The 23,507-nt window shown below is 63.5% G+C and carries 24 protein-coding genes and 1 pseudogene; 21 read left to right on the forward strand and 4 right to left on the reverse strand.

Annotated features, from left to right (window positions below; translation table 11 throughout):
- Window positions 1-342 precede the first annotated feature (342 nt).
- The 20 genes and pseudogenes from HBO24_RS06095 (at window position 343) to HBO24_RS06190 (ending at window position 17,861) form a co-directional block, all read left to right on the forward strand.
- Window positions 343-1,058: pseudogene (locus HBO24_RS06095) on the forward strand (beta-ketoacyl synthase chain length factor).
- Window positions 1,034-1,846 carry a lysophospholipid acyltransferase family protein gene (locus HBO24_RS06100; protein ID WP_057437274.1) on the forward strand — a complete coding sequence of 271 codons (813 nt, stop codon included), beginning with the start codon at window positions 1,034-1,036 and terminating at the stop codon, window positions 1,844-1,846. Before HBO24_RS06095 ends, HBO24_RS06100 begins: the two are co-directional and overlap by 25 nt.
- Window positions 1,824-2,093 (forward strand): phosphopantetheine-binding protein, encoded by a 270-nt coding sequence (locus tag HBO24_RS06105; protein WP_032862152.1) that lies wholly within the window; start codon window positions 1,824-1,826, stop codon window positions 2,091-2,093. Before HBO24_RS06100 ends, HBO24_RS06105 begins: the two co-directional genes overlap by 23 nt.
- A 9-nt stretch (window positions 2,094-2,102) precedes the next feature.
- Window positions 2,103-2,357: an acyl carrier protein gene (locus HBO24_RS06110; RefSeq protein ID WP_032862153.1), complete on the forward strand. Its 255-nt coding sequence runs from the start codon at window positions 2,103-2,105 to the stop codon at window positions 2,355-2,357.
- Complete coding sequence (locus HBO24_RS06115; protein WP_057437272.1) at window positions 2,354-2,899, forward strand: hypothetical protein; 546 nt, start codon at window positions 2,354-2,356, stop codon at window positions 2,897-2,899. The genes HBO24_RS06110 and HBO24_RS06115 overlap by 4 nt, the downstream gene beginning before the upstream one ends.
- The gene (locus HBO24_RS06120) at window positions 2,896-4,566 is read left to right on the forward strand and encodes an acyl-CoA synthetase family protein (protein ID WP_170059426.1); all 1,671 of its coding nucleotides are present in this window, start codon (window positions 2,896-2,898) and stop codon (window positions 4,564-4,566) included. Before HBO24_RS06115 ends, HBO24_RS06120 begins: the two co-directional genes overlap by 4 nt.
- A gap of 122 nt (window positions 4,567-4,688) precedes the next feature.
- Window positions 4,689-5,423, forward strand: a complete 735-nt coding sequence (locus HBO24_RS06125; RefSeq protein ID WP_170059427.1) for a glycosyltransferase family 2 protein — start codon at window positions 4,689-4,691, stop codon at window positions 5,421-5,423.
- Window positions 5,420-6,358: a glycosyl transferase gene (locus HBO24_RS06130; RefSeq protein WP_115127216.1), complete on the forward strand. Its 939-nt coding sequence runs from the start codon at window positions 5,420-5,422 to the stop codon at window positions 6,356-6,358. Before HBO24_RS06125 ends, HBO24_RS06130 begins: the two co-directional genes overlap by 4 nt.
- Complete coding sequence (locus HBO24_RS06135) at window positions 6,339-7,883, forward strand: aromatic amino acid ammonia-lyase (protein ID WP_170059428.1); 1,545 nt, start codon at window positions 6,339-6,341, stop codon at window positions 7,881-7,883. The genes HBO24_RS06130 and HBO24_RS06135 overlap by 20 nt, the downstream gene beginning before the upstream one ends.
- Window positions 7,876-8,304 carry an acyl-CoA thioesterase gene (locus HBO24_RS06140; protein WP_057958093.1) on the forward strand — a complete coding sequence of 143 codons (429 nt, stop codon included), beginning with the start codon at window positions 7,876-7,878 and terminating at the stop codon, window positions 8,302-8,304. Before HBO24_RS06135 ends, HBO24_RS06140 begins: the two co-directional genes overlap by 8 nt.
- Window positions 8,298-8,981 carry an outer membrane lipoprotein carrier protein LolA gene (locus HBO24_RS06145; RefSeq protein WP_233096763.1) on the forward strand — a complete coding sequence of 228 codons (684 nt, stop codon included), beginning with the start codon at window positions 8,298-8,300 and terminating at the stop codon, window positions 8,979-8,981. The genes HBO24_RS06140 and HBO24_RS06145 overlap by 7 nt, the downstream gene beginning before the upstream one ends.
- Complete coding sequence (locus tag HBO24_RS06150) at window positions 8,971-11,283, forward strand: MMPL family transporter (protein ID WP_170059429.1); 2,313 nt, start codon at window positions 8,971-8,973, stop codon at window positions 11,281-11,283. The genes HBO24_RS06145 and HBO24_RS06150 overlap by 11 nt, the downstream gene beginning before the upstream one ends.
- Before the next feature lie 57 nt (window positions 11,284-11,340).
- On the forward strand, window positions 11,341-12,588 hold the full coding sequence (locus tag HBO24_RS06155; protein WP_262152902.1) for an NAD(P)/FAD-dependent oxidoreductase: 1,248 nt from the start codon (window positions 11,341-11,343) through the stop codon (window positions 12,586-12,588).
- On the forward strand, window positions 12,585-13,334 hold the full coding sequence (locus HBO24_RS06160) for a class I SAM-dependent methyltransferase (protein ID WP_115127213.1): 750 nt from the start codon (window positions 12,585-12,587) through the stop codon (window positions 13,332-13,334). The genes HBO24_RS06155 and HBO24_RS06160 overlap by 4 nt, the downstream gene beginning before the upstream one ends.
- Entirely contained in the window at window positions 13,331-13,813 is a 483-nt protein-coding gene (locus tag HBO24_RS06165) for a hypothetical protein (RefSeq protein WP_170059430.1), read from the forward strand. Before HBO24_RS06160 ends, HBO24_RS06165 begins: the two co-directional genes overlap by 4 nt.
- Window positions 13,810-14,976 (forward strand): beta-ketoacyl-[acyl-carrier-protein] synthase family protein, encoded by a 1,167-nt coding sequence (locus tag HBO24_RS06170; protein ID WP_115127212.1) that lies wholly within the window; start codon window positions 13,810-13,812, stop codon window positions 14,974-14,976. The genes HBO24_RS06165 and HBO24_RS06170 overlap by 4 nt, the downstream gene beginning before the upstream one ends.
- Window positions 14,973-15,437: a hotdog family protein gene (locus HBO24_RS06175; RefSeq protein ID WP_057437248.1), complete on the forward strand. Its 465-nt coding sequence runs from the start codon at window positions 14,973-14,975 to the stop codon at window positions 15,435-15,437. Before HBO24_RS06170 ends, HBO24_RS06175 begins: the two co-directional genes overlap by 4 nt.
- Entirely contained in the window at window positions 15,430-16,158 is a 729-nt protein-coding gene (gene fabG, locus HBO24_RS06180; RefSeq protein WP_170059431.1) for a 3-oxoacyl-ACP reductase FabG, read from the forward strand. The genes HBO24_RS06175 and fabG overlap by 8 nt, the downstream gene beginning before the upstream one ends.
- Entirely contained in the window at window positions 16,158-17,384 is a 1,227-nt protein-coding gene (locus tag HBO24_RS06185) for a beta-ketoacyl-ACP synthase (RefSeq protein WP_115129347.1), read from the forward strand. The genes fabG and HBO24_RS06185 overlap by 1 nt, the downstream gene beginning before the upstream one ends.
- Before the next feature lie 27 nt (window positions 17,385-17,411).
- Window positions 17,412-17,861, forward strand: a complete 450-nt coding sequence (locus tag HBO24_RS06190; RefSeq protein ID WP_170059432.1) for a hypothetical protein — start codon at window positions 17,412-17,414, stop codon at window positions 17,859-17,861.
- Between the two features lie 170 nt (window positions 17,862-18,031).
- Here HBO24_RS06190 and HBO24_RS06195 read toward each other — a convergent pair whose 3' ends face one another.
- Together HBO24_RS06195 and HBO24_RS06200 are read right to left on the reverse strand one after the other, a co-directional pair.
- The gene (locus HBO24_RS06195) at window positions 18,032-18,289 is read right to left on the reverse strand and encodes a type II toxin-antitoxin system PemK/MazF family toxin (protein WP_262152901.1); all 258 of its coding nucleotides are present in this window, start codon (window positions 18,287-18,289) and stop codon (window positions 18,032-18,034) included.
- A 53-nt stretch (window positions 18,290-18,342) separates the two neighbouring features.
- Window positions 18,343-19,236, reverse strand: coding sequence for a LysR family transcriptional regulator (locus HBO24_RS06200; protein ID WP_057437242.1), 894 nt, complete (start codon window positions 19,234-19,236; stop codon window positions 18,343-18,345).
- A gap of 124 nt (window positions 19,237-19,360) precedes the next feature.
- On the opposite strand from HBO24_RS06200, the gene HBO24_RS06205 reads away from it, so the two are divergent.
- The gene (locus tag HBO24_RS06205; protein ID WP_170059433.1) at window positions 19,361-20,626 is read left to right on the forward strand and encodes an MFS transporter; all 1,266 of its coding nucleotides are present in this window, start codon (window positions 19,361-19,363) and stop codon (window positions 20,624-20,626) included.
- 133 nt (window positions 20,627-20,759) lie between these two features.
- On the opposite strand, the gene hemE is transcribed toward HBO24_RS06205, so the two are convergent.
- Both hemE and HBO24_RS06215 read right to left on the reverse strand, forming a co-directional pair.
- The gene (gene hemE, locus HBO24_RS06210) at window positions 20,760-21,827 is read right to left on the reverse strand and encodes a uroporphyrinogen decarboxylase (RefSeq protein WP_170059434.1); all 1,068 of its coding nucleotides are present in this window, start codon (window positions 21,825-21,827) and stop codon (window positions 20,760-20,762) included.
- 241 nt (window positions 21,828-22,068) lie between these two features.
- Window positions 22,069-23,487, reverse strand: a complete 1,419-nt coding sequence (locus HBO24_RS06215; RefSeq protein ID WP_034105894.1) for an FAD-dependent oxidoreductase — start codon at window positions 23,485-23,487, stop codon at window positions 22,069-22,071.
- Window positions 23,488-23,507: the final 20 nt, after the last annotated feature.

Genomic DNA, 23,507 nt, shown 5'->3' on the forward strand with positions numbered 1-23,507 from the left:
CCTCCGTGTATCAATGAATGCCCGAGTGTAGAGGGCAAAAGCGCCCGCTCGCTACCTTGATCAAGCTTGTACTACAGCATCTGGGGATGGATCCCGCATAACTATCTCGTAACACGCCAACCAATACAGAGTTACCTGACACCAGACACCCGTAGCCATTGGCGGACAATCACTGATCCTTTTTCGCCGACTTTGTAATATCTCGTGAACAATTCTTTACCAAAGTTTGCTAGAACCCCACAGCACCGGGATAATGCGCGCCACTCGGCCATCGCGCCATGTCCCGTCGTGGCGGGGCAATTTGCAGCACAAGGAAGCCCGCAGGGGCGGGAAATCTTCTCAGTGATCAACTTCAACATCGCCCAATGGCGTGCCTGGGCCCCTGGGCTCGACAGCGAGGATGCCTGGCGCGACTGGTGCCAGGCCAAGGTGTTGCTCGCCCAAAGCGATGCCGCGCCCGATGTGTCGTTCCTGCCGGCCATGCAGCGCCGGCGCCTGAGCCGCCTGGCGCGGATGGCCTTCAGCGTCGGCTGGCCATTGGCCGAAGGTTTGCACGATCTGCCGCTGGTGTTTGTTTCACGTCACGGCGAAACCCCGCGCACCCTGGATATTCTCAGCGACCTGGCCAATGACCAGCCCCTGTCGCCCACCCAGTTCAGCCTGTCGGTGCACAACGCGGTAATTGGCCTGTGGTCGATCCTGCGCAATGAAACCAGCGAAATGACTGCCCTGGCAGCCGCGGGCGACGGCCTGGAGCACGGCATGCTCGAGGCCGCCGCCCTGCTCAACGAGGGCGCGCCGGCGGTATTGCTATTACCGAAGAGCAGCCACCTCCAGCCTACGCACGCTGGATCGACGACGTGCCGTTCCCCTACGCCCTGGGCCTGCTGCTGACCCCAGGCGACGAATGGCAACTGGCGCTGCACACCGCGACTGTCCAACCTGCCAAGACCCAGTGGCCCCACGCCCTGAACCTGATGTGCGCCCTGCTTACCGAGCAGGGTGCCTGCCAACATGCCTGGAAGAACCGAGTATGGAACTGGCAACGCAAACCCTGACCGACAAGCCCCGGGACGCCTATTACTGGCGCCTGTTCGCCACGGCGGCCAGCTTCGTGCTGTTCGGCCTGGGCGGCCTGTGCCTGCGCCTGCTGGTGTTTCCCCTGCTCAGTTGCCTGCCGGGGGATGCGCAGCAGCATCAGCGACGTGCGCGCCTGACCATCGGCCGCCTGTTCTGGTTCTTTATCAACATGATGTACCGCGCCGGCATTCTCACCTACAGCGTCGAGGGTGCCGAAAAACTCGGGCGCCCCGGGCAGATGATCATCGCCAACCACCCGTCGCTGATCGACGTCGTCGTGCTGATCGGCCTGGTGCGCGATGCCAATTGCGTGGTCAAGCAAAGCCTGTGGCATAACCCTTTCACCCGTGGCCCGGTGAGCGATGCCGGCTATATCAGCAATGACGGCAGCATCGACATGCTCGATGCCGCCGCAGGCGCCCTGAGGGGCGGCCAGACCCTGATTATCTTTCCCGAAGGCACCCGCACCGTACCGGGCAAAGCCCCGGCCTTTCATCGCGGGGCCGCCGCCATCGCCCTGCGCGGTGCGACAATCATCACCCCCGTGGTGCTCAAGGTCAGCCCGACCACGCTGACCAAGGCCGAGCCCTGGTATCGCATCCCCCACCGCCGCTTTCACTTCAGTTTGCAGGTGGGTGCCGATATAGACCCACAGGTGTTTGCCTCACAAGGGCCAGCGCCTCAGGCCTCACGCAAGCTCAACGATTACCTGCATCACTATTTCATTAAGGAGCTCGCCGAAGATGAGCAACCCAAACAGCCTTGAGCACGAAATCAAAACCCTGATCATCGAGGCCCTGGGCCTGGAAGATATCGACGCCTGCGACATTGGCAGCGAGCAAACCCTGTTCGGCGAAGGCCTGGGCCTGGATTCGGTAGACGCCCTAGAACTGGGCCTGGCGATCCAGAAAAAGTACGGCATCAAGATCGACGCCGACGCCAAGGACACCCGCAATCACTTTATCAACGTGGCCAGCCTCGCGGCGTTCGTCACGGCCAGACAGGCAGCTTGAGACCCAACCATGCAAACTCGTGACGATATCTTCAACACCCTGCGCGACGCCCTGGTGGAACTGTTTGAACTGGACCCGGCACGGGTCACTCTCGACGCCAACCTGTACCAGGACCTGGAAATCGACAGCATCGATGCCGTGGACCTGATCGACCATATCAAGCGCCAGACCGGCAAGAAAATCGCCGCCGAAGAGTTCAAGGCCGTGCGTACGGTCAATGACGTGGTCGAGGCGGTCTACCGCCTGGTCCAACCGGCCGCATGAGCCGGCTGATCGGCCTTGGCCTGTTGCTGGTAGGGCTGCTGTACCCTTTTGCGGTGTATTACGGCACGGAGCATTTCGCTCCGTGGCAATTCGGCCTGCTGCTGGCCAGCCTGTGGTTGCTGCGCGCGCTGACCGGCCCGCGACGCCCTGGCAGTGGCTGGATGGCGGTGGCTGCAATTGTGTTTTGCCTGCTGCTGGCCTGGTTCGACAACCCGCAACTGCTGCGCTGGTACCCGAGCCTGGTCAGCGTGTTCATGCTCGCGCTGTTCGGCCTGAGCCTGAAATACGGCCCGCCGATGGTCGAGCGCCTGGCGCGCCTGAGCGATCCGCAATTGCCCGAAAAGGCCATTGCGTACACACGCCAGGTCACCGTGGCATGGAGTGTGTTTTTCTTGTGTAACGGCCTGCTCGCCGCCGCGCTCACCCTGTGGGCACCGCTGAGCTGGTGGACGTTGTACAACGGTCTGATCGCCTATGGCTTGATGGGGCTGTTGTTTGCCGTGGAATGGCTGATACGACAAAGGGTTCGAGGCCGCGTATGAATTGGGTCAATCTTGAGCATCTGTTGCTTGAGCCTGTGGAACTGCGTTTGGTCACTACCGAACCGTCGATGAATCACGCGCAACTGTGCGAGCGGGCCCTGAGCCTGGCGTCCGGCCTGCAAGCCCGTGGCATCCAACGCCTGGCGGTGCACCTGAACGACGCCGGCGAGCTGGCGATCGCCTTGCTGGGCGCCTGGCAGGCCGGGGTCAGCGTGTTGCTGCCCGCCGACCTGCAACCCCAGACCCGCCAACGCTGGGCCGCTGATGTTGACGCCTGGCTGACCGAAGCGGGCGACCTTGACGCGCTCTACCAGCCCCCAGTTGCCGCCGCCGCCCTTGACCTGGATACCTGCCAGTTGAGCCTGTGCACCTCCGGCTCCAGCGGCGAACCCAAGCGCATCGACAAAACCCTGCGCCAGCTGGCCAATGAGGTCCAGGCCCTGGAAGCCTTGTGGGGCGCCGACCTGGGCCAGGCCTGCATCATCGGCAGCGTCGCCACCCAGCATATCTACGGCCTGCTGTTCCGCGTGCTGTGGCCGCTGTGCGCTGGGCGCACGTTTGTGCGTGAGCAACTGCCGTTCCCCGAAGACTTGCAGCGCGTCAGCCGCCAGCACCCGCACTTTGCCTGGGTGGCCAGCCCGGCCCTGCTCAAGCGCATGGGCGACAATCTTGACTGGGCCGCCTTGAGCACGGTCAAGCGCGTGTTCTCCTCCGGTGGCGCACTGCCCGGCGACGCGGCCGACAGCCTGCATCAACGCCTGCAGCAGTGGCCGACGGAGATCCTCGGCAGCTCGGAAACCGGCGGCATTGCCTGGCGCCAGGGCCACGCGCCGTGGCAGCCGTTTGCCGATGTGCAACTGAGCCAGGATGCCGACGGCGCCTTGCGCATTGCCTCGCCGTACCTGCCAGCGGGGCATGTCGAGCAGACTGCCGATGCCGCCCAGATCCACGCCGACGGGCGCTTCGAACTGCTCGGGCGCCTGGATCGGATCGTCAAGCTGGAAGAAAAACGCATCTCCCTGCCGATGCTCGAACAAGCCCTGGCGGATCACGCCTGGGTCGCCGAAGCGCGTCTGGGCGTGGTCCAGGAAAACCGCGCGTCCCTCGGCGCCCTGGTGGTGCTCAGTGGCGACGGCCTGCACGCCTTGCGCAACCAAGGCCGACGGACCGTCACCCAAACCCTGCGCCAACACCTCGGCCAGCATTGCGAAGCCCTGGCCCTGCCCCGCCGCTGGCGCCTGTTGCGGCAGTTGCCGCTCAACCCCCAGGGCAAGCTGCCCCAGGCGCACATCGAAGCCCTGCTGCTGGCGCCGCGCCCCAAGGCGCCGGACGTCCTGGGGCAGGTCGAGAGCGACGGCGAATGGACCCTGCAACTGAGCATTCCGCCGGACCTGGCCTACTTCAGCGGCCACTTCCCCCACACCCCGGTGCTGCCAGGGGTGGTGCAGGTGGAGTGGGCGTTCAATCTGGGCCAGCAACTGCTCGATCTCCCGTCGACCTTTGCCGGCATGGAAGTGCTCAAATTCCAGCAACTGGTGCGCCCGGGCGATGTGGTCGATTTGCACCTGCGTTTTGATCGCGAGCGGGGCAAGTTGTATTTCGCTTATCGCAATGACAGTGCGGCGTGTTCCAGCGGGCGGGTTTTGCTGGAGAATTCTCATGCATAGGTTGGGTGAGCGCTGCGCGCTCAATCGCGGGCAAGCCCGCTCCCACAATGGGTACACATTCCCAATGTGGGAGCTGGCTTGCCTGCGATGCAGGCAACTCGGTTCATCAGGTGTCCGCCACCATGCATAACCCCTGCGCCCTGATCCCGGTCTACAACCATGAAGCCGCCGTGCCCGCCGTGGTCCGCAGCCTGCTGGAGCATGGCCTGCCCTGCCTGCTGGTGGACGATGGCAGCAGCCCCGCCTGCGCCGCCGTACTGGCGCAACTGGCCAGCCTGGACAACGTCTCGCTGATCACCCTGCCCACCAACCAGGGCAAGGGCGGTGCGGTGCAAGTCGGTTTTCGCGAAGCCGCACGCCTGGGCTTTACCCATGCCCTGCAAGTGGACGCCGACGGCCAGCACGACCTGCGCGAAGTCGCCCTGTTTATCGACGCCTCGCGCACTCACCCCGATGCGGTGATCTGCGGCTACCCCGAATACGACGATAGCGTGCCCAAGGGCCGCCTCTACGCCCGCTACCTGACCCATGTCTGGGTGTGGATCAACAGCCTGTCGCTACAGATCCGCGATTCGATGTGCGGCTTTCGCATCTACCCGCTGGCACCGGTGCTGGCGCTGATGGACTCGGCGCGGATCGGCAAGCGCATGGATTTCGACTCCGACATCCTCGTGCGCCTGTCATGGCGCAACCAGCCGATGCGCTGGCTGCCGACCAAGGTGCATTACCCCGCCGATGGCCTGTCGCACTTTCGGATGTTCCACGACAACCTGCTGATTTCGTCGATGCACACCCGGCTGTTCTTTGGCATGTTGCCGCGCGCGCCGCTGATCCTCTGGCGACGGTGGCAGGCATGAGCGAAAACACCCGGCATTGGGCCGACCGCCAGGAGCGCGGCAGTTTCTGGCTGATGAAGCTCACCGCGTTCGCCGCCAAGGTCCTCGGGCGCCGGGTGCTGAGCCCACTGCTGTATGGCATTGTCCTGTACTTTTTCGTGTTTGGCCGCGCTGCGCGCCAGAGCATCTGGCAATACCAGCAGCGCCTGGCCGACTGGAGCGGGCGCGACGAGCTGCGCCCCAGCCACAAAAAGGTCTTCGGCCAATTCATGGCCTTCGCCGACGCCTTGCTGGACAAGCTCGACGTATGGAACGGCAAGCTGCGCCTGGAACAGATCGAGATCATCGACCCGGCCCAGTTGCGCGGGCAACTGCGCGGCGAACGCGGGCAGATGCTGGTGGGTGCGCACCTGGGCAACCTGGAAGTGTGCCGGGCCCTGGCGGAGCTGGGCGAGAAAGTCACCATGAATGTGCTGGTGCACACCAAGCATGCCGAACAGTTCAACCGCCTGCTGGGCGAAGCCGGGGCGAGCAACCTGCGGCTGATCCAGGTCAGCGAACTGGACCCGGCGGTGATGCTGCTGCTCAGCCAGCGCCTGGACGACGGTGAATGGCTGGCGATTGCCGGCGACCGAATCCCGCTGCATGGCGGGCGCACCGTGCGCGTGGATTTTCTCGGCCATAGCGCGGCCTTCCCCCAGGGCCCGTGGTTGCTGGCCGGGCTGCTCAAATGCCCGGTCAACCTGCTGATGTGCCTCAAGCACCAGGGCCGCTATCGTTTGATCATCGAGCCCTTCGCCCAATTGATCGAATGGAAACGCAGCGACCGCCCGCAAGTGATCGCCCACTGGGCCGCCCGCTACGCCGAACGCCTGGGCCAGTTCTGCCTGGAAGCGCCCCAACAATGGTTCAACTTTTACCCTTTCTGGAAGACCGATGACGACGCATCCGCTTGAGCCGGTAACCTTCGGCGAACTCCCTTTGCGCATCGAAGACGTGCTGGCCCTGGCCAACCGTCAGGCGCCCACTCGCCTGCAAGACGATGCCGGGTACCGCCAGCGCATCGCCAAGGGCGCGCAGTTCCTCGATTCGCTGCTGGACAAGGAAGGCGTGATCTACGGCGTGACCACCGGCTATGGCGACTCGTGCGTGGTGGCGGTGCCGTTGCAGCATGTCGAGGCATTGCCGCGACACCTGTACACCTTCCACGGCTGCGGCCTGGGCAAGTTGCTCGACGCCCAGGCCACCCGTGCGGTGCTGGCGGCGCGTTTACAGTCGCTGTGCCATGGCGTGTCCGGGGTGCGGGTTGAACTGCTGGAGCGCCTGCATGCGTTTCTTGAACACGACATCCTGCCGCTGATCCCGGAAGAAGGCTCGGTCGGCGCCAGCGGCGATCTGACGCCGCTGTCGTACGTGGCCGCGACCTTGTCCGGCGAGCGTGAAGTGCTGTTCCGTGGCGAGCGCCGCCAGGCTGCCGATGTCCATCGCGAGCTGGGCTGGACCCCGCTGGTGCTGCGACCCAAGGAAGCCCTGGCGCTGATGAACGGCACCGCGGTGATGACCGGCCTGGCCTGCCTGGCCTTCGCCCGCGCCGACTACCTGCTGCAACTGGCCACACGCATCACCGCGCTGAACGTGGTGGCGTTGCAAGGCAACCCGGAGCACTTCGACGAACGCCTGTTCGCCGCCAAACCACACCCCGGGCAGATGCAGGTCGCAGCCTGGCTGCGCAAGGACCTGGCGATCGACGCCCCGACCGCGCCGCTGCACCGCCTGCAAGACCGCTACTCGCTACGCTGCGCGCCCCACGTCCTCGGCGTGCTGGCCGACAGCCTGAACTGGTTGCGCTCGTTTATCGAGATCGAACTCAACAGCGCCAATGACAACCCGATCATCGACGCCGAAGCCGAACGCGTGCTGCACGGCGGGCACTTCTACGGCGGGCATATCGCCTTTGCCATGGACAGCCTGAAGAACCTGGTGGCCAACGTCGCCGACCTGCTCGACCGGCAACTCGCGCTGCTGGTGGACGAGCGCTACAACCATGGCTTGCCGAGCAACCTGTCGGGCGCCCCGGCGGACCGCGCAATGATCAACCACGGCTTCAAGGCGGTGCAGATCGGCACCAGCGCCTGGACCGCCGAAGCGTTGAAAAACACCATGCCGGCCAGCGTCTTTTCGCGTTCCACCGAATGCCACAACCAGGACAAGGTCAGCATGGGCACCATCGCCGCCCGCGATGCGATCCGCGTCTTGGAGCTGACCGAACAAGTGGCCGCCGCCACCTTGCTCGCCGCCAACCAGGGCGTGTGGTTGCGCGCCCAGGTCAAGGATGCACGGCCGTTGCCGCCAGCCCTGGCTGCGATGCACGAGGCACTGGCCAAGGACTTCCCGCCGGTGATCGAAGACCGGGCCCTGGAGGGCGAACTGCGCCTGTGCCTGCAACGCATCGCCGCGCAACACTGGAGGCTGCATGCGTAGCCCCGGCGTATTGCACAGCGACACACAAATTCTCGTACCGTTCTTCGACATCGACACGATGAACGTGGTCTGGCACGGCCACTACGTGAAGTACCTGGAAATCGCCCGTTGCGCGTTGCTCGACAAGCTCGGCCACAACTACACGGCAATGCTCGAATCCGGCTATGCGTGGCCGGTGATCGACATGCAACTGCGCTACGTGCGTGGCGCCACCTTTGGCCAGACCCTCAACGTGCGCGCCAGCCTGGTGGAGTGGGAGAACCGCTTGAAGGTCAACTACCTGATCACCGACCTTGCCAGCGGCGAACGCCTGACCCGCGCCAGCACCGTGCAAGTGGCCGTAGAAATTGCCAGCCGCGAGATGCAACTGGCCTCGCCAACCGTGTTCACCACCGCCGTCGAAAGGGCCTTGAAATGCTGACCCCTGTGGGAGCTGGCTTGCCGGCGATGGACGTCAACGCTAACGCAGGGGCCCTGACACTGCGCAGCGCCCTGAGGTTTTTTGCGAGCAAGCTCGCACCTACAGCGGCAGGGTTGCTGCTGAGCTTCGGGGCTTATGCTTTTGACCTGCAACAGCTCAGCGATCAACTGGCCAAGCCTACGGTGATCCACGGCAACTTCATCCAGGAAAAACACCTGCGGGCCCTGCCCCAGCCGCTGACCAGCACAGGTACCTTCGTCCTGGCCAAGGACCACGGCCTGCTCTGGCTGCTGAAAACCCCGCTGCAGCAGGACTACCGCATCAACGCCCAGGGTATTGCCCGCCGTGATGCAAACGGTTGGCAGCCACTGCCGAACAAAAGCGCCGGCGCCGAGCAGAACCGTTTGTTCCTCGCCGTGCTGCAAGGCGACAGCAGTGGCTTGCAGCGCGACTTCGAGTTGCAGCTGCAAGGCGAAGCCAAGGCCTGGAAACTCACGTTGATCCCGCGCTCGCTGCTGCTCAAGCAAGTGTTCACCCAAATCAATATCGACGGCGGCGAACTGGTGCACACCATCGAGTTGCTGGAAACCCAGGGCGACAGCACCCTGTTGCGCATGCAGGACAGTACCAGCACGCAACCTTTGAGCGACGCGGAGCAACACGACTTTGCCCAGTGAGCGTTGGTTGCCGCGCCTGTTCCTGATCCTGCTGGTGGCGGTGCTGGCCCTGGCCGGCTGGCAATGGCGCCAGGGCGCGCCGTTGTCGGCCAACCTGATGGAACTGGTGCCGGGTAACACCCCGGACGCCCTGGAGCTGGCGGCCGAGCAGCGCATGCAGGAACCCCTGAACCGCGAGATGCTGGTGCTGGTCGGGCATCCCGAGCGTCAGCAGGCGGTGGCCATGGCCGAACAATTGGGCGAGCGCTGGCAGGCCAGCGGTCTGTTTGAAAAAGTCACCTGGACCCTGCAAGCCGACCTGCCCGCCCTGCGCCAGCAATTGCTGCAAGGGCGCCTGGCGATGCTGTCGACCAAGGACCGCGAACAGTTGATCGGCGAGCCTGCGGCGTTTATCGCAGAGCGGGTACACACACTGTTCGATCCCTTTACCGGCTTCAGCCTGGTCCCCAGCCAGGACGACTGGCTGGGCCTGACCGGACGCATCCAGAGCAGCCAGCCACAACACGGCGCGGTGCAACTGGACATCGGCAGCGGCGCGCTGATCGCCGATGCCGACGGCAAGAGCTGGGTACTGCTGCGTGCGCGTACCCAGGGCAATGCCTTTGATATGAAGCTGCCGCTGCAAGTCGCCGACTTGCTGCAAGCCAGCCGCGAACAGGCCGCCCAGCACGGCGTGCAACTGCTCGCCGCCAGCGGCCTGTTGTACGCGGCCAACGGTCAACAACAAGCCAGCCGCGAGATGACCTGGGTCGGCGGTGGCGCAACAGTGGGGATCCTGTTGCTGTTGCTGCTGGCGTTTCGTCGCTGGCGGGTGTTGCTGGCGTTTGTCCCGGTGCTAGTGGGCATGCTGTTTGGCGCGGTGGCCTGTGTGGCGCTGTTCGGCCATATGCATGTGATGACCCTGGTGCTGGGCGCGAGCCTGATCGGCGTGGCCGTCGACTACCCGCTGCACTACCTGTCCAAGAGCTGGAGCCTGCAACCCTGGCGCAGCTGGCCAGCCTTGCGCCTGACCCTGCCGGGCCTGAGCCTGAGCCTGGCCACCAGTTGCATCGGCTACCTGGCCCTGGCCTGGACGCCGTTCCCGGCGCTGACCCAGATCGCCGTGTTCTCCGCCGCCGGCCTGGTGGGCGCCTACCTGTCGGCGGTGTGCCTGTTGCCGGCGCTGCTCAACGGCATGGACCTGCGCCCGGCGCAATGGCCGCTGCGGGTCGCCGAGTTCCTGCTGGGGGTGCGTGAGTCGCTGCTCAAGCGCCTGCCGAGCCAGGCATTGCTGGTGCTGGCCCTGCTGTTCTGCGCCGGTGGCCTGTGGCAGCTGAACAGCAAGAACGATATTCGCCAGTGGATCAGCGCGCCGCCGCAACTGCTGCAAGAAGCCCAGGCGATTGCCCGCATTACCGGCTACCAGCCCACCAGCCAGTTCTTCCTGGTACGCGCGGACAATCAACAGCAGTTGCTGGAACGCCAGGCGGCATTGAGCCTGCGCCTGGATCAACTGCTGCACATGGAAAAACTGCAAGGCTACCTGGCGCTCAATCAACTGGTCAGCACCCCCGGCGAACAGCAGCAATTGCGCGAAGCCCTGAATCAACTGCCCGCCCTGTGGCAACCGCTGCTCGACCTCGGCATCCCCGCCAGCGCCCTGCAAGCAGAGCTGGCGCAGTTGCAGGCGCTGCCCACCGCCGACATCGACGCCGCCCTGGCTGGCCCGCTGGCCGAGCCGTGGCGCCTGCTGTGGCTGGGCAATGTCGAGGGCGGCGTGGCGGCGATGGTCAGCCTGCAAGGCTTGAACAACCCGGCGCTGCTGCGCATCCAGGCCCTGGACCTGCCGGGCGTGCAACTGGTGGACCGCCTCGGCGACTTGAACCAGGTATTTGCCGCAACCCAGATCAGCGCTGCCGAATTGAAATTATTGTCCTGTGTACTGATCGTCTTGCTGCTGATCCTGCCCTTTGGCCTGGGCGGCGCGCTGCGGATTGTCGCCCTGCCGCTGCTGGCTGCGCTGTGCAGCCTGGCCAGCCTCGGTTGGCTGGGGCAGCCGTTGACCCTGTTCAGCCTGTTCGGCCTGCTACTGGTGACGGCGATCAGCGTCGATTATGCAATCCTCATGCGCGAACAGATCGGCGGTGCCGCTGTCAGCCTGCTGGGGACGTTGCTGGCAGCCGTCACCACCTGGCTGTCCTTTGGCCTGCTGGCGGTGTCCAGCACCCCGGCGGTGAGTAATTTCGGCCTGTCGGTCAGCCTGGGCCTGGCCTTCAGCTTTATGCTGGCGCCATGGGCCGGCCGCCAGGAACATGCGCAATGATGCCCACTAATTTTTTTGAGTTGAATGTGATGATCGCCAACCCGGCAAGGAGCCACAGTGCCCACAGTTGAAATGGAACGCCGCCAGGTCGTGGTGATCGGTGCCGGCCCGTCCGGTGCCATTGCGGCCGCGCTGCTCAAGCGTAACGGGCATGATGTATTGATCATCGAGCGCGAGCACTTCCCGCGTTTTTCCATCGGCGAGAGCCTGCTGTCCCACTGCATCGACTTTATCGAAGAAGCCGGCATGCTCGATGCCGTCAACGCCGCCGGTTTCCAACTGAAAACCGGTGCCGCGTTTGCCTGGGGCGAGCGCTACAGCGCCTTTGATTTCGGTGACACGTTCAGCGACGGCAAGCCCACGACCTTCCAGGTTCAGCGCGCCGACTTCGACAAGTTGCTGGCCGATCAGGCGGCGCTGCAAGGCGTAGAGATCCGTTACGGCCAGACCCTGGTCGGGGTGGATTTTGCCGCCGGCCACCGCTACCTGCATGTACGCCGCGAAAACGGTCGCGAATACCACATCAAGGCCGGCTTCGTCCTCGACGCCAGCGGTTACGGCCGCGTGCTGCCACGCCTGCTGAACCTGGAGGCGCCGTCGAACTTCCCGCTGCGCCAGGCGGTGTTCACCCACGTCGAAGACCGTATCGAACATCCGGGCTTCGACCGCAGCAAGATCCTTATCACCACCCACCCGACCCAGCGCGATATCTGGTTCTGGACCATCCCGTTCAGCAACGGGCGCTGCTCGGTGGGCGTGGTCGCGGCCAAGGAGCATTTCGCCGGCTGCGATGGGGATCTGGATGCCTGCCTGCGCCGCTTTATCGAACAAACCCCGAGCCTGTCCAGTGTGCTGGCGAATGCCGTGTGGGATACCCCGGCCCGGACCATTGGCGGCTACTCGGCGAACGTCACCACCCTGCATGGCCCGGGGTTTGCGCTGCTGGGCAATGCCGCGGAGTTCCTCGACCCGGTGTTCTCGTCCGGCGTGACCATCGCCATGCGCTCGGCCAGCATGGCCGCCGGCCTCTTGCACCGCCAGCTCAAGGGCGAAAGCGTGGACTGGCAAACCGAGTTCGCGGTGCCGCTCAAACGCGGGGTCGACACCTTCCGCTGCTACGTCGAAGGCTGGTACGCCGGCACCTTCCAGGATGTGATCTATCACCCAGGCAGCTCGCCGGAAATCCGCCGCATGATCAGTTCGATCCTCGCCGGCTACGCCTGGGATGAACGCAACCCCTTTGTCAGCGAACCCAAGCGCCGCTTGCGGATGCTCTCGGAAATTTGTGCGGCAGAAAACCTATGAGCAGCCCACCTGTGTCAAAAGAGTACTTGAGTAAAAACTACGTCGAAGAAACCAAATTCGGCTTCTGGTTCCTGCGCAGCCACACCTGGCAGCATCATGTGCTACGCGTGGCAATCAACGACCTGCGCAGCCTGTTCAGCACCCCGCTGCCGGAAGCTCCAGTGCTGCTGGATGCCGGTTGCGGCCAGGGCAAGTCGTTCCGTTATTTGCAGCAGGTGTTCGCCCCCCAGCGCCTGATCGGCCTTGACGCCGACCCCCACAGCCTCGACCTGAGCCGTGCCGAAGCGGCGCGCCAGGGCATTGATATCGAGTTGATCGGCAGCGATTGCGCAACCCTCAAGGTGGCCGATGAGAGTGTCGATATCCTGTTCTGCCACCAGACCTTCCACCACCTGGTGGAGCAACAGCGGGCACTCACCGAGTTCTATCGGGTGCTCAAGCCGGGCGGCTACCTGCTGTTTGCCGAGTCCACCGAAGCCTATATCGACACCTGGGTGATTCGCTGGCTGTTCCGCCACCCGATGCATGTGCAGAAAAGCGCCGCCGAGTACCTGGAGATGATCCGCGACCAGGGTTTCGAGTTTGGCCCGCAGAATGTGTCGTACCCGTACCTGTGGTGGAGCCGCTCGGCTGACTTCGGCCTGCTGGAGCGTTGGGGCCTGCGTCAGCCCAAGCCGTTTGGCGAGCGTGAAGAGACCCTGGTGAATGTGGTTGCACGCAAGCCACTCGCAGGCCCGCCAGCATGATCCGCGCGTTGTTGATCGGCTGCCTGTTGCTGCTGGCCGCGTGCGCCAGCCAGCCGCCACTGCCGGTGCATACACCGAGCCTGGCCTTGCCCCTGCAATTGCATATCGAGCGCGAGCAGGACGGCCAGCGCCTGGACTGGTTGCTGGTGATCCAGCGCGAAGGCGAGGCCCTGCGCTGGTCACTGATGGACCCGCTGGGCATCCCCCAGGCCCGGCAAAAGCTGGTGGCCGGCCGTTGGCAGGCAGATGGCCTGCTACCGCCCAACCCCCAGGCCCGCGAGCTGTTTGCGGCGCTGCTGTTCGCCCTGACCCCGGCCGCTGAAATGCCCGGCAACTACCCCCAAGCCCGTGAAGACGATGGCGTCCGGGTACTCAAGCCGCACTGGCAGGTGATCTACCGCGCCCCCTTGACCTTCAGCGTGAACATGCCCGGCCAGCACCTGAACTATCGCGTCACCGCGCTTGAGAGCAGCCCATGACCGCCTACCTCAATGCCCTGGGGATCATCTGCGCCCTGGGCCGTGGCCAGCAGGCCGTGCGGCGCAATCTGTTTGCCGGGGATTGCTCGGGTATGCGCGCCGAGAGCGGCTGGGTGCCCGAGCGAGTACTGCCGGTGGGCAGCGTGCCTGGCGAACTGGCGCCACTGCCGCCGCACCTGGCCCAGCAGAGCAGTCGCAATAATCAGCTGTTGCTGGAGGCCGCCTTGCAGATCGAAGGCCCGATCCGGCAGGCGATCGACACCTTTGGCGCCTCGCGTATCGGTGTGGTGCTGGGTACCAGCACCTCGGGCATTGATGAAGCCAGTCGCGGCATCGCCCATTACCTGCGCGAAGGGCAGTTCCCCGAGGCCTATGACTACCGGCAACAGGAACTCGGCGCCCCGGCCAACTTCCTCGCCGACTGGCTGCAACTGAGCGGCCCGGCCTATGTGATTTCCACCGCCTGCACCTCCAGCGCCCGCGCAATGATGAGCGCACGCCGCCTGCTGGACCTGGGCCTGTGCGATGCGGTGCTGTGTGGCGGGGTCGATAGCCTGTGCAAACTGACCCTCAATGGCTTTACCTCGCTGGAAGCGGTCTCCAGCGAACGCTGCAACCCGTTTTCGGTGAACCGCAACGGCATCAATATCGGCGAGGCGGCGGTGCTGTTCCTGATGAGCAAAACCCCGGCGCCCATCGCCCTGCTGGGTAGCGGCGCCAGTTGCGATGCGCACCATATTTCTGCGCCGGAACCCAGCGGCAAGGGCGCATTGCAGGCCATGAGCAAGGCCCTGGCCAGCGCGAAACTGGCGCCGGCGCAGATCGGCTACCTGAACCTGCACGGCACCGCCACCCAGCATAACGACGCCATGGAAAGCCTGGCCGTGGCAAGCCTGTTCCCCGCCGGTGTAGCCTGTTCCTCGACCAAGCCCATGACCGGCCATACCCTCGGCGCCGCCGGGGCGCTGGAAGCGGCGTTCTGCTGGCTGAGCCTGATGGAAGGTGCTGTGCCGCCCCATATCTGGGACGGCCAAGCCGACCCGGCGCTGCCCGCCCTGCGCTGGGCCAAGGTCGGCGACCTCCTGGAAAAACGCTGCCTGATGAGTAACTCGTTTGCCTTCGGCGGCAATAACGTCAGCCTGATTATCGGAGACGCCCTATGAGCCATTGGCCACTCGCCGAACTGCTGCCCCACGCCGGGGACATGATCCTGATCGACCAGGTGTTGGCGTTCGATGAAGAACAGATCCGCACCCGCGTCACCGTCAAGCCCGGCGGCCTGTTCAACCGCCCTGACGGCAGCCTGCCGGCCTGGGTCGGCGTCGAGTTGATGGCGCAAAGCGTGGCCGCCTATGCCGGCTGCCGCGCGCGCCAGAACGGCGAAGCGGTGGAGTTGGGCTTCCTGCTGGGCACGCGCAAATTCGAATGCAATGTCGAGCACTTTCCCGCCGGCAGCGAACTGACCATCCACGGCCTGCGCTCCCTGGAAGACGACAACGGCATGGGTGTGTTCGAATGCCACCTGACCGGCGACGGGATCCAGGCCAGCGCCCGCCTGAACGTATTTCGACCGCCCCAGGCGGCCAACTATTTAGCTGAATCGAAGGACACGCGTCATGACTGAATCCGTACTGGTCACCGGCTCCAGCCGGGGTATCGGCCGCGCTATCGCCCTGCGCCTGGCCCAGGCCGGCCATGACATTGTGCTGCATTGCCGCAGCGGCCGCGCCGAGGCAGATGCCGTACAGGTCGAAGTCGAGGCCCTGGGCAGCAAGGCGCGGGTACTGCAATTCGACGTGGCGGACCGGGCCACCTGCAAGCAGATCCTTGAAGCCGACGTAGAGGCCCACGGCGCCTATTACGGCGTGGTGCTGAATGCCGGGCTGACCCGCGATGGCGCGTTCCCGGCGTTGTCGGAAGACGACTGGGACGTGGTGATGCGTACCAATCTCGATGGTTTCTATAACGTGCTGCACCCAGTGATGATGCCGATGATCCGGCGTCGTGCGGCCGGGCGCATTGTGTGTATTACCTCGGTCTCGGGGCTTATCGGCAACCGTGGCCAGGTCAACTACAGCGCGTCCAAGGCCGGCCTGATCGGCGCCGCCAAGGCCCTGGCCATTGAGCTGGGCAAGCGCAAGATCACCGTCAACTGCGTGGCCCCGGGCCTGATCGACACGGCAATGCTCGATGAGAATGTGCCGGTGGAAGAACTGATGAAAATGATCCCCGCGCAACGCATGGGCACCCCCGAAGAGGTCGCCAGTGCGGTGAACTTCCTGATGTCAGCCGAAGCCGGCTACATCACCCGCCAGGTCCTGGCCGTGAACGGGGGCCTGTGCTGATGAAACGTGTGGTAGTCACCGGCATGGCCGGCATGACCTCCCTGGGTAGCGACTGGGACACCATCGTCGCCAACTTCCGCGCCCGGCGCAGCGGTATCCGGCGCATGGACGAGTGGGATCGCTTCAGCGAACTGAACACACGCCTGGCCGGGCCGATTGACGACTTTGTGGTGCCGGCCCACTGGACCCGCAAACAATTGCGCAGCATGGGCCGGGTCTCTCGCCTGGCGGTGTGGGCCGCCGAGCAGGCGTTGCAGGACGCCGGCCTGCTGGGCGATGCGTCGATCAAGGATGGGCGCATGGGTGTGGCCTGCGGCTCATCCACCGGCAGCACCGACGAGATCAAGGCATTCGGCAATATGCTGCTCAACTCTGTGGCCGAGGGTCTGAACGCCAACTCCTACGTGCGCATGATGCCGCACACCACGGCGGCCAATATCAGCATCTTCTTTGGCCTCACCGGGCGCCTGATCCCCACGTCCAGCGCGTGTACCAGCGGCAGCCAGGGCATCGGCTATGCCTATGAAGCGATCAAGTTCGGCCGCCTGCCACTGATGCTCGCCGGTGGCGCCGAAGAACTGTGCCCCACCGAAGCCATGGTGTTTGACGCGCTCTACGCCACCAGCCTGAAAAACGACGCGCCGCAAACCAGCCCACGGCCCTACGACAGCGGTCGCGACGGCCTGGTGATCGGCGAAGGCGGCGGCATGCTGGTGCTTGAGGAGCTGGAACATGCCCTGGCCCGTGGTGCGCATATCCATGCCGAAATCGTTGGTTTTGGCAGCAACGCCGACGGCCAGCACACCACGCGACCTGAACAGACCACCATGCGCCGCGCCATGGAGCTGGCCCTCGAAGATGCCGGCCTGGCGCCGGATGCCATCGGTTATGTGAACGGCCACGGCACCGCCACCGAACAAGGCGACATTGCCGAAACCCAGGCCACCAGCAGCCTGTTCGGCAGCCGCATGCCCATCAGCTCGCAGAAGAGTTTCCTCGGCCATACCCTGGGCGCCTGCGGGGCGCTGGAGTCGTGGTTCAGCATCGAAATGATGAACCGCGACCAGTACGTGCCGACCTTCAACCTCGATCAAGTGGACCCGCGCTGCGGCGAGCTGGATTACCTGCGCGGCGAGTTCCGCCAGATGCACAACGACTACGTGATGAACAACAACTTTGCCTTTGGCGGCGTCAACACGTCGCTGATCTTTCGCCGCTGGCAGTAAGCCTTTTAATTGATTGGAGAGAACGCAATGTCTTCGTTGCTACGCGCCACCCTTATCGCCCTGACCCTGCTGACCGTTGCCGGCTGCACCAGCAAGCCGGTGCTCAACACCCAGCACGCGCTTGCCGCCAACGAGCAGGTCAGTGAAGAGAAAATGAAACAGAGCATCCTCACCGCCCTGGACAAGCGCAACTGGACCGTGCAACGCGCCGACCCACGCCTGATCCAGGCCCAGATCAACGTGCGCAACCGCTACTACGCCGAAATCGACATTCGCTACACCGGCACCAGCTACGCCATCACTTATCGCGACAGCCAGGAACTGGGCTACAAGAACGGCAAGATCCATCGCAACTACAACCGCTGGGTGAGCATGCTCGACCGCGACATCATGGCCGCGTTGCGCTCTAACGGCGCCGCGCAAGCGGGTACCGCGGCGCAGTTGTTCAAGGAGACGGGGACGTCGAAGCAGAACTGATCGGCGCCTGAAAAACCGGCATCTACCTAGCACCAGAAACAACAAAGGGCGCCTTTCGGCGCCCTCTTCACAAGCAGGCTGGCTTGGCCTTAACAGCTAAAAACTGCTCACTGGAAAGTTCAGCGATTTTGTAAGTTCGTTTACCAGGCCGATCCTTACGCTTGATTCGATCAATTCGTCCAAGGCTGACGGTGGCAACGATGTCGCATTTCGCCCAGCACACTGGGTTCGCTTTCAAGCTGCAAGTGGTGTGCGAGTACCGTCTGCGGCGCCGTGGTACTTAGGGGCACAACCGTTACCAACAGCTTATTGGTCCTGTGCCTGCGTATCACAATGACGGGTCTGATCTTGATGATTTCCGGCACCTCATAGCCTCGAAAATCACAAATCAACACACTGCCTTCTTTGGGCTGATAGAGAAGTGTCATCCATGTCACTCAGTGAAAAACAAACGGTTCCGGTACCTGATATGTGAACGCCGCTACACCAACGCCTTACGCGTCAGCAGCTCGACAAACGCCTTGGCCATGGGTGACTGCTGGTCCTTGCGCTGCACCAGCCACACTGCCGTTACCGCCTCCGGGTCGAGCAAGGTGCGGTAGACCACACCGTCGATGCGGATGCGCTGGTATGACGCCGGCAACACCGAGACTCCCAACCCCGCCGCCACCAGGCCAATGATGGTCATGGCCTCGCCCGCCTCCTGGGCGAAGTGCGGGCTGAAACCGGCATCGCGGGCCAGGTTGATCAACTGTGCGTACAAACCACTACCGTAGGCCCGTGGGAAGAATACGAAGGGTTCTTCAGCCAACTGCGTCAGGTGCAAACCGCGCTCGCTGCCTTGCGCCAACGGATGCCCGGCACTGAGTACCGCCACCAGGGGCTCACGCATCAGCTCTACGACACTCAATGCATCGGGCAATGGCAACGGGCGCATCAAGCCGACCTGGATCGTTTCATCCCCCAGCGCATCAGCCACCTCGGTGCTGCTCATCTCCTGCAAATTCAAATGCACTGCCGGGAAGGCCTGGCGAAAAGCAAAAATCGCCTGTGGGATGCTGGAGTTGAACGGCGCCGAAGAGGTGAAGCCAATCTTCAGTTCCCCCAGCTCCCCCAACTGCGCTCGGCGTGCCACATCCGCAGCCTTGTCGACCTGGGCCAGTACCAGGCGGGCTTCCGTGAGGAACAAGCGCCCGGCCTCGCTCAGCTCGACCCGACGATTGGTGCGTTCGAACAACCGGGCGCCGACCTCCTGCTCCAGCGCCTGGATCTGCTGGCTCAAGGGCGGCTGGGAGATGCCCAGGACCTGGGCGGCCCGGCCGAAATGCAGCTCTTCAGCCACGGCGATGAAGTAGCGCAAGTGGCGCAATTCCATGAAAACCTCATTAGGTCGTAAAAGCTATCAAACAGGTCGAACAATATATTGGAAAGAATCATTAGCCAGCTATATTCTTTTTTGCATGGCCAGTCCTGGCTACCTTTGCTTCCCGAGGTCCCGCGTGAAAGCTGCTGTCGCTCCGCTTGCCCAAGAACGTCCGCCCACTGCCCTGGATGAGGTGGTGGCGCAGCTCAACGACGTGTACATCGAAAAAGGTACGCCGATGTTTATGCGTACAGTGCTGGCGCTGTTTTCCGGCGGCTTTGCCACCTTTGCCCTGCTGTATTGCGTACAGCCGATGATGCCGGTGCTGTCCCACGAATTTTCCATCAACGCCGCGCAGAGCAGCCTGATCCTCTCCGTCTCCACCGCGATGCTCGCCTTTGGCCTGCTGATCACCGGGCCGATTTCCGACCGCCTGGGGCGCAAACCGGTGATGGTCACCTCGCTGTTCTGCGCAGCCGTGTGCACCATCGCCAGCGGCCTGATGCCAACCTGGGAAGGCATCCTGTGGATGCGCGCGCTGCTCGGTCTGTCCCTCAGTGGCCTGGCGGCCGTGGCCATGACCTACCTCAGCGAAGAGATCCACCCGCAGCACATCGGCCTGGCCATGGGCCTGTACATCGGCGGCAACGCGATTGGGGGCATGAGCGGGCGCCTGATCACTGGCGTGTTGATCGACTTTGTCAGCTGGCACACGGCAATGCTGATCATCGGCGCACTGGCGCTGATTGCGGCGACGGTGTTCTGGAAGATCCTGCCGCCCTCGCGCAACTTCCGCGCCAGCAGCCTCAAGCCGCGCAACCTGATCAACGGTTTCGTCATGCACTTCAAGGATGCCGGCCTGCCCTGGCTGTTTCTTGAGGCCTTTGTGTTGATGGGGGCGTTTGTCACGCTGTTCAACTACATCGGCTACCGCTTGCTGGCCGATCCCTATGACCTGAGCCAGGCGGTGGTGGGCCTGCTGTCGGTGGTGTACCTGTCGGGCATCTACAGCTCGGCGAAGATTGGCTCGCTGGCCGACCGCCTCGGCCGCCGTCGCGTACTCTGGGCCACGATTGTGCTGATGCTGGCCGGCATCACCCTGACCCTGTTCAGCCCGCTGCCACTGATCATCATCGGCATGCTGATCTTCACCTTCGGCTTCTTCGGCGCCCACTCGGTAGCCAGCAGCTGGATCGGCCGCCGCGCCCTGAAAGCCAAGGGGCAGGCGTCGTCGCTGTACCTGTTCAGTTATTACGCAGGGTCGAGCATTGCCGGGACGGCCGGTGGTTTTTTCTGGCATTACGCCGGATGGAACGGGATTGGCGGGTTTATCGTCGCGCTGCTGATCGTGGCGTTGCTGGTGGCGTTGAAGCTGGCCAAGTTGCCACCGCTCAAACTGTAGGAGCTGGCTTGCCAGCGATGTGGCCCGAAGAATCACCACAAGGCTCAGGCATGTCATCGCCGGCAAGCCGGCTCCTACAACAATCGTCAGCCAATAAAAAACCGGCCTGAGCCGGTTTTTTATTAGCTGATGCTTACTCGTGATACTGCGCCGACAACTCATGCACCGCACGCAGGAACGCGCCTGCATGCTCTGGGTTCACTTCCGGGGTGATGCCATGGCCGAGGTTGAACACGTGGCCGCTGCCCTTGCCGTAGCTGGCGAGGATGCGGCCCACTTCGGCGCGGATCGCTTCCGGCTTGGCGTAGAGCACGGTCGGGTCCATGTTGCCTTGCAGGGCCACCTGGTTGCCGACGCGGCGACGGGCTTCGCCCAGGTCGCAGGTCCAGTCCAGGCCCAGCGCATCGGCGCCCGCATCAGCGATGCTTTCCAGCCACAGACCGCCGCCCTTGGTGAACAGGATCACCGGCACTTTGCGGCCTTCGTGTTCGCGGATCAGGCCACTGACGATTTTGCGCATGTAGGCCAGGGAGAACTCCTGGTACGCCGCCGCCGACAGGTTGCCGCCCCAGGTGTCGAAGATCTGCACCGCTTGCGCGCCGGCCATGATCTGGCCGTTGAGGTAGGAAACGACCGACTGCGCCAGCTTGTCCAGCAGCAAGTGCATGGCGTGTGGGTTGTCGTAGAGCATGGCCTTGGTCTTGCGGAAGTCTTTCGACGAACCGCCTTCGACCATATAGGTGGCCAGGGTCCACGGGCTGCCGGAGAAGCCGATCAGCGGTACGCGGCCATTGAGTTCACGGCGGATGGTGCTGACGGCGTCCATCACGTAACCGAGGTCTTTGTGTGGGTCCGGGATCGGCAGGGCTTCGATGTCGGCCAGGGTGCTGATCACTTTCTTGAAGCGTGGACCTTCGCCGGTTTCAAAGTACAGGCCTTGGCCCATGGCATCGGGGATGGTCAGGATATCGGAGAAAAGAATGGCCGCATCCAGTTGTGGATAGCGGTCCAGCGGCTGCATCGTGACTTCGCAGGCGAACTCCGGGTTCATGCACAAGCTCATGAAATCGCCCGCGTTGGCGCGGCTGGCGCGGTACTCCGGCAGGTAGCGACCGGCTTGACGCATCATCCACACGGGGGTGACGTCTACGGGTTGCTTGAGCAGGGCACGAAGGAAACGGTCGTTCTTGAGGGCAGTCATGTCGGCATCCGCAAAAAAAGTGCGGGCATTTTCTCAGAGCCGGACGCAAAAGGCACGGTTACAGGTCAGCCTTTTGTCTATCGGGTCAATTTGTCGCGGACATGAAAGCACCGCAAAACAAATGTGGGAGCCGGCTTGCTCGCGAATGCGGGTTGTCAGTGGACATATCTGGTCACTGTTAGATCGCATTCGCGAGCAAGCCCGCTCCCACATTTTTGATCCCATTCCAGGGGGATCAGTATTAGACCTGCAAGTAGTCCAGGATGCCCTCGGCGGCGTTGCGGCCTTCGAAGATCGCCGTCACCACCAGGTCAGAGCCGCGCACCATATCGCCACCGGCGAAGATTTTCGGGTTGCTGGTCTGGTGCTTGTACTGGCCTTGTTCCGGGGCCACGACGCGGCCCTGGCTGTCGGTCTGGATCTGGAACTGCTCGAACCACGGCGCCGGGCTTGGGCGGAAGCCGAAAGCGATGACCACGGCGTCAGCCGGGATGATCTCTTCGGAACCCGGGATCGGCTCGGGGCTGCGGCGGCCACGGGCGTCCGGTTCGCCGAGACGGGTCTCGACCACCTTCACGCCTTCGACGCGGTCTTCACCGACAATCGCGATCGGCTGGCGGTTGTAGAGGAATTTCACGCCTTCTTCCTTGGCGTTCTTCACCTCTTTGCGCGAGCCCGGCATGTTGGCCTCGTCACGGCGATAGGCACAGGTCACCGACTTGGCGCCCTGGCGGATCGACGTACGGTTGCAGTCCATCGCGGTGTCACCACCGCCCAGTACCACGACCTTCTTGCCTTTCATGTCGACGAAATCTTCCGGCGACTTTTCAAAGCCCAGGTTGCGGTTGACGTTGGCGATCAGGAAGTCGAGCGCGTCATACACGCCCGGCAGGTCCTCACCGGCAAAGCCGCCCTTCATGTAGGTGTAGGTGCCCATGCCCATGAATACCGCATCGTATTCTTCGAGCAGTTGCTCCATGGTGATGTCTTTGCCGATTTCGGTGTTGAGACGGAACTCGATACCCATGCCGGTGAAGACTTCGCGGCGATTGCTCAGCACGGTCTTTTCCAGCTTGAACTCGGGGATGCCGAAGGTCAGCAGGCCACCGATTTCCGGGTTCTTGTCGAACACCACCGGGGTCACACCGCCACGCACCAGCACGTCAGCACAACCCAGGCCCGCCGGGCCCGCGCCGATAATCGCCACGCGCTTGCCGGTCGGCTTGACCTTGGACATGTCCGGGCGCCAGCCCATGGCGAACGCGGTGTCGGTGATGTACTTCTCCACCGAGCCGATGGTCACCGCACCAAAGCCGTCGTTGAGGGTGCAGGCACCCTCGCACAGACGATCCTGGGGACAAACCCGGCCGCAGACTTCCGGCAGGGTGTTGGTCTGGTGCGACAGCTCGGCGGCGGCGAGGATATTGCCCTCGGCCACCAGCTTGAGCCAGTTGGGAATGAAGTTGTGCACCGGGCACTTCCATTCGCAATACGGGTTACCGCACCCCAGGCAGCGGTGGGCCTGATCGGCCGAGTGCTGGGGTTTGAAGGGTTCGTAGATCTCCACGAACTCTTTCTTGCGTTGACGCAACAGTTTCTTCTTCGGATCTTTGCGCCCGACATCGATGAACTGGAAGTCGTTATTCAGACGTTCAGCCATGTTAAAACCTCATCAAACTC

It is taken from the genome of Pseudomonas sp. WS 5410 (assembly GCF_012985645.1).
In the GTDB taxonomy this organism is placed as follows: Bacteria; Pseudomonadota; Gammaproteobacteria; order Pseudomonadales; family Pseudomonadaceae; genus Aquipseudomonas; species Aquipseudomonas shahriarae.

Coding starts and splice junctions, on each gene's coding strand:
- HBO24_RS06170 (WP_115127212.1), top strand. CDS start 13,810: ATGACCGCCTACCTCAATGCCCTGGGGATCATCTGCGCCCTGGGCCGT.
- fabG (WP_170059431.1), top strand. CDS start 15,430: ATGACTGAATCCGTACTGGTCACCGGCTCCAGCCGGGGTATCGGCCGC.
- HBO24_RS06190 (WP_170059432.1), top strand. CDS start 17,412: ATGTCTTCGTTGCTACGCGCCACCCTTATCGCCCTGACCCTGCTGACC.
- hemE (WP_170059434.1), bottom strand. CDS start 21,827: ATGACTGCCCTCAAGAACGACCGTTTCCTTCGTGCCCTGCTCAAGCAA.
- HBO24_RS06135 (WP_170059428.1), top strand. CDS start 6,339: ATGACGACGCATCCGCTTGAGCCGGTAACCTTCGGCGAACTCCCTTTG.
- HBO24_RS06105 (WP_032862152.1), top strand. CDS start 1,824: ATGAGCAACCCAAACAGCCTTGAGCACGAAATCAAAACCCTGATCATC.
- HBO24_RS06110 (WP_032862153.1), top strand. CDS start 2,103: ATGCAAACTCGTGACGATATCTTCAACACCCTGCGCGACGCCCTGGTG.
- HBO24_RS06130 (WP_115127216.1), top strand. CDS start 5,420: ATGAGCGAAAACACCCGGCATTGGGCCGACCGCCAGGAGCGCGGCAGT.
- HBO24_RS06200 (WP_057437242.1), bottom strand. CDS start 19,236: ATGGAATTGCGCCACTTGCGCTACTTCATCGCCGTGGCTGAAGAGCTG.
- HBO24_RS06160 (WP_115127213.1), top strand. CDS start 12,585: ATGAGCAGCCCACCTGTGTCAAAAGAGTACTTGAGTAAAAACTACGTC.
- HBO24_RS06215 (WP_034105894.1), bottom strand. CDS start 23,487: ATGGCTGAACGTCTGAATAACGACTTCCAGTTCATCGATGTCGGGCGC.
- HBO24_RS06120 (WP_170059426.1), top strand. CDS start 2,896: ATGAATTGGGTCAATCTTGAGCATCTGTTGCTTGAGCCTGTGGAACTG.
- HBO24_RS06165 (WP_170059430.1), top strand. CDS start 13,331: ATGATCCGCGCGTTGTTGATCGGCTGCCTGTTGCTGCTGGCCGCGTGC.
- HBO24_RS06185 (WP_115129347.1), top strand. CDS start 16,158: ATGAAACGTGTGGTAGTCACCGGCATGGCCGGCATGACCTCCCTGGGT.
- HBO24_RS06175 (WP_057437248.1), top strand. CDS start 14,973: ATGAGCCATTGGCCACTCGCCGAACTGCTGCCCCACGCCGGGGACATG.
- HBO24_RS06100 (WP_057437274.1), top strand. CDS start 1,034: ATGGAACTGGCAACGCAAACCCTGACCGACAAGCCCCGGGACGCCTAT.
- HBO24_RS06195 (WP_262152901.1), bottom strand. CDS start 18,289: ATGACACTTCTCTATCAGCCCAAAGAAGGCAGTGTGTTGATTTGTGAT.
- HBO24_RS06145 (WP_233096763.1), top strand. CDS start 8,298: ATGCTGACCCCTGTGGGAGCTGGCTTGCCGGCGATGGACGTCAACGCT.
- HBO24_RS06140 (WP_057958093.1), top strand. CDS start 7,876: ATGCGTAGCCCCGGCGTATTGCACAGCGACACACAAATTCTCGTACCG.
- HBO24_RS06125 (WP_170059427.1), top strand. CDS start 4,689: ATGCATAACCCCTGCGCCCTGATCCCGGTCTACAACCATGAAGCCGCC.
- HBO24_RS06115 (WP_057437272.1), top strand. CDS start 2,354: ATGAGCCGGCTGATCGGCCTTGGCCTGTTGCTGGTAGGGCTGCTGTAC.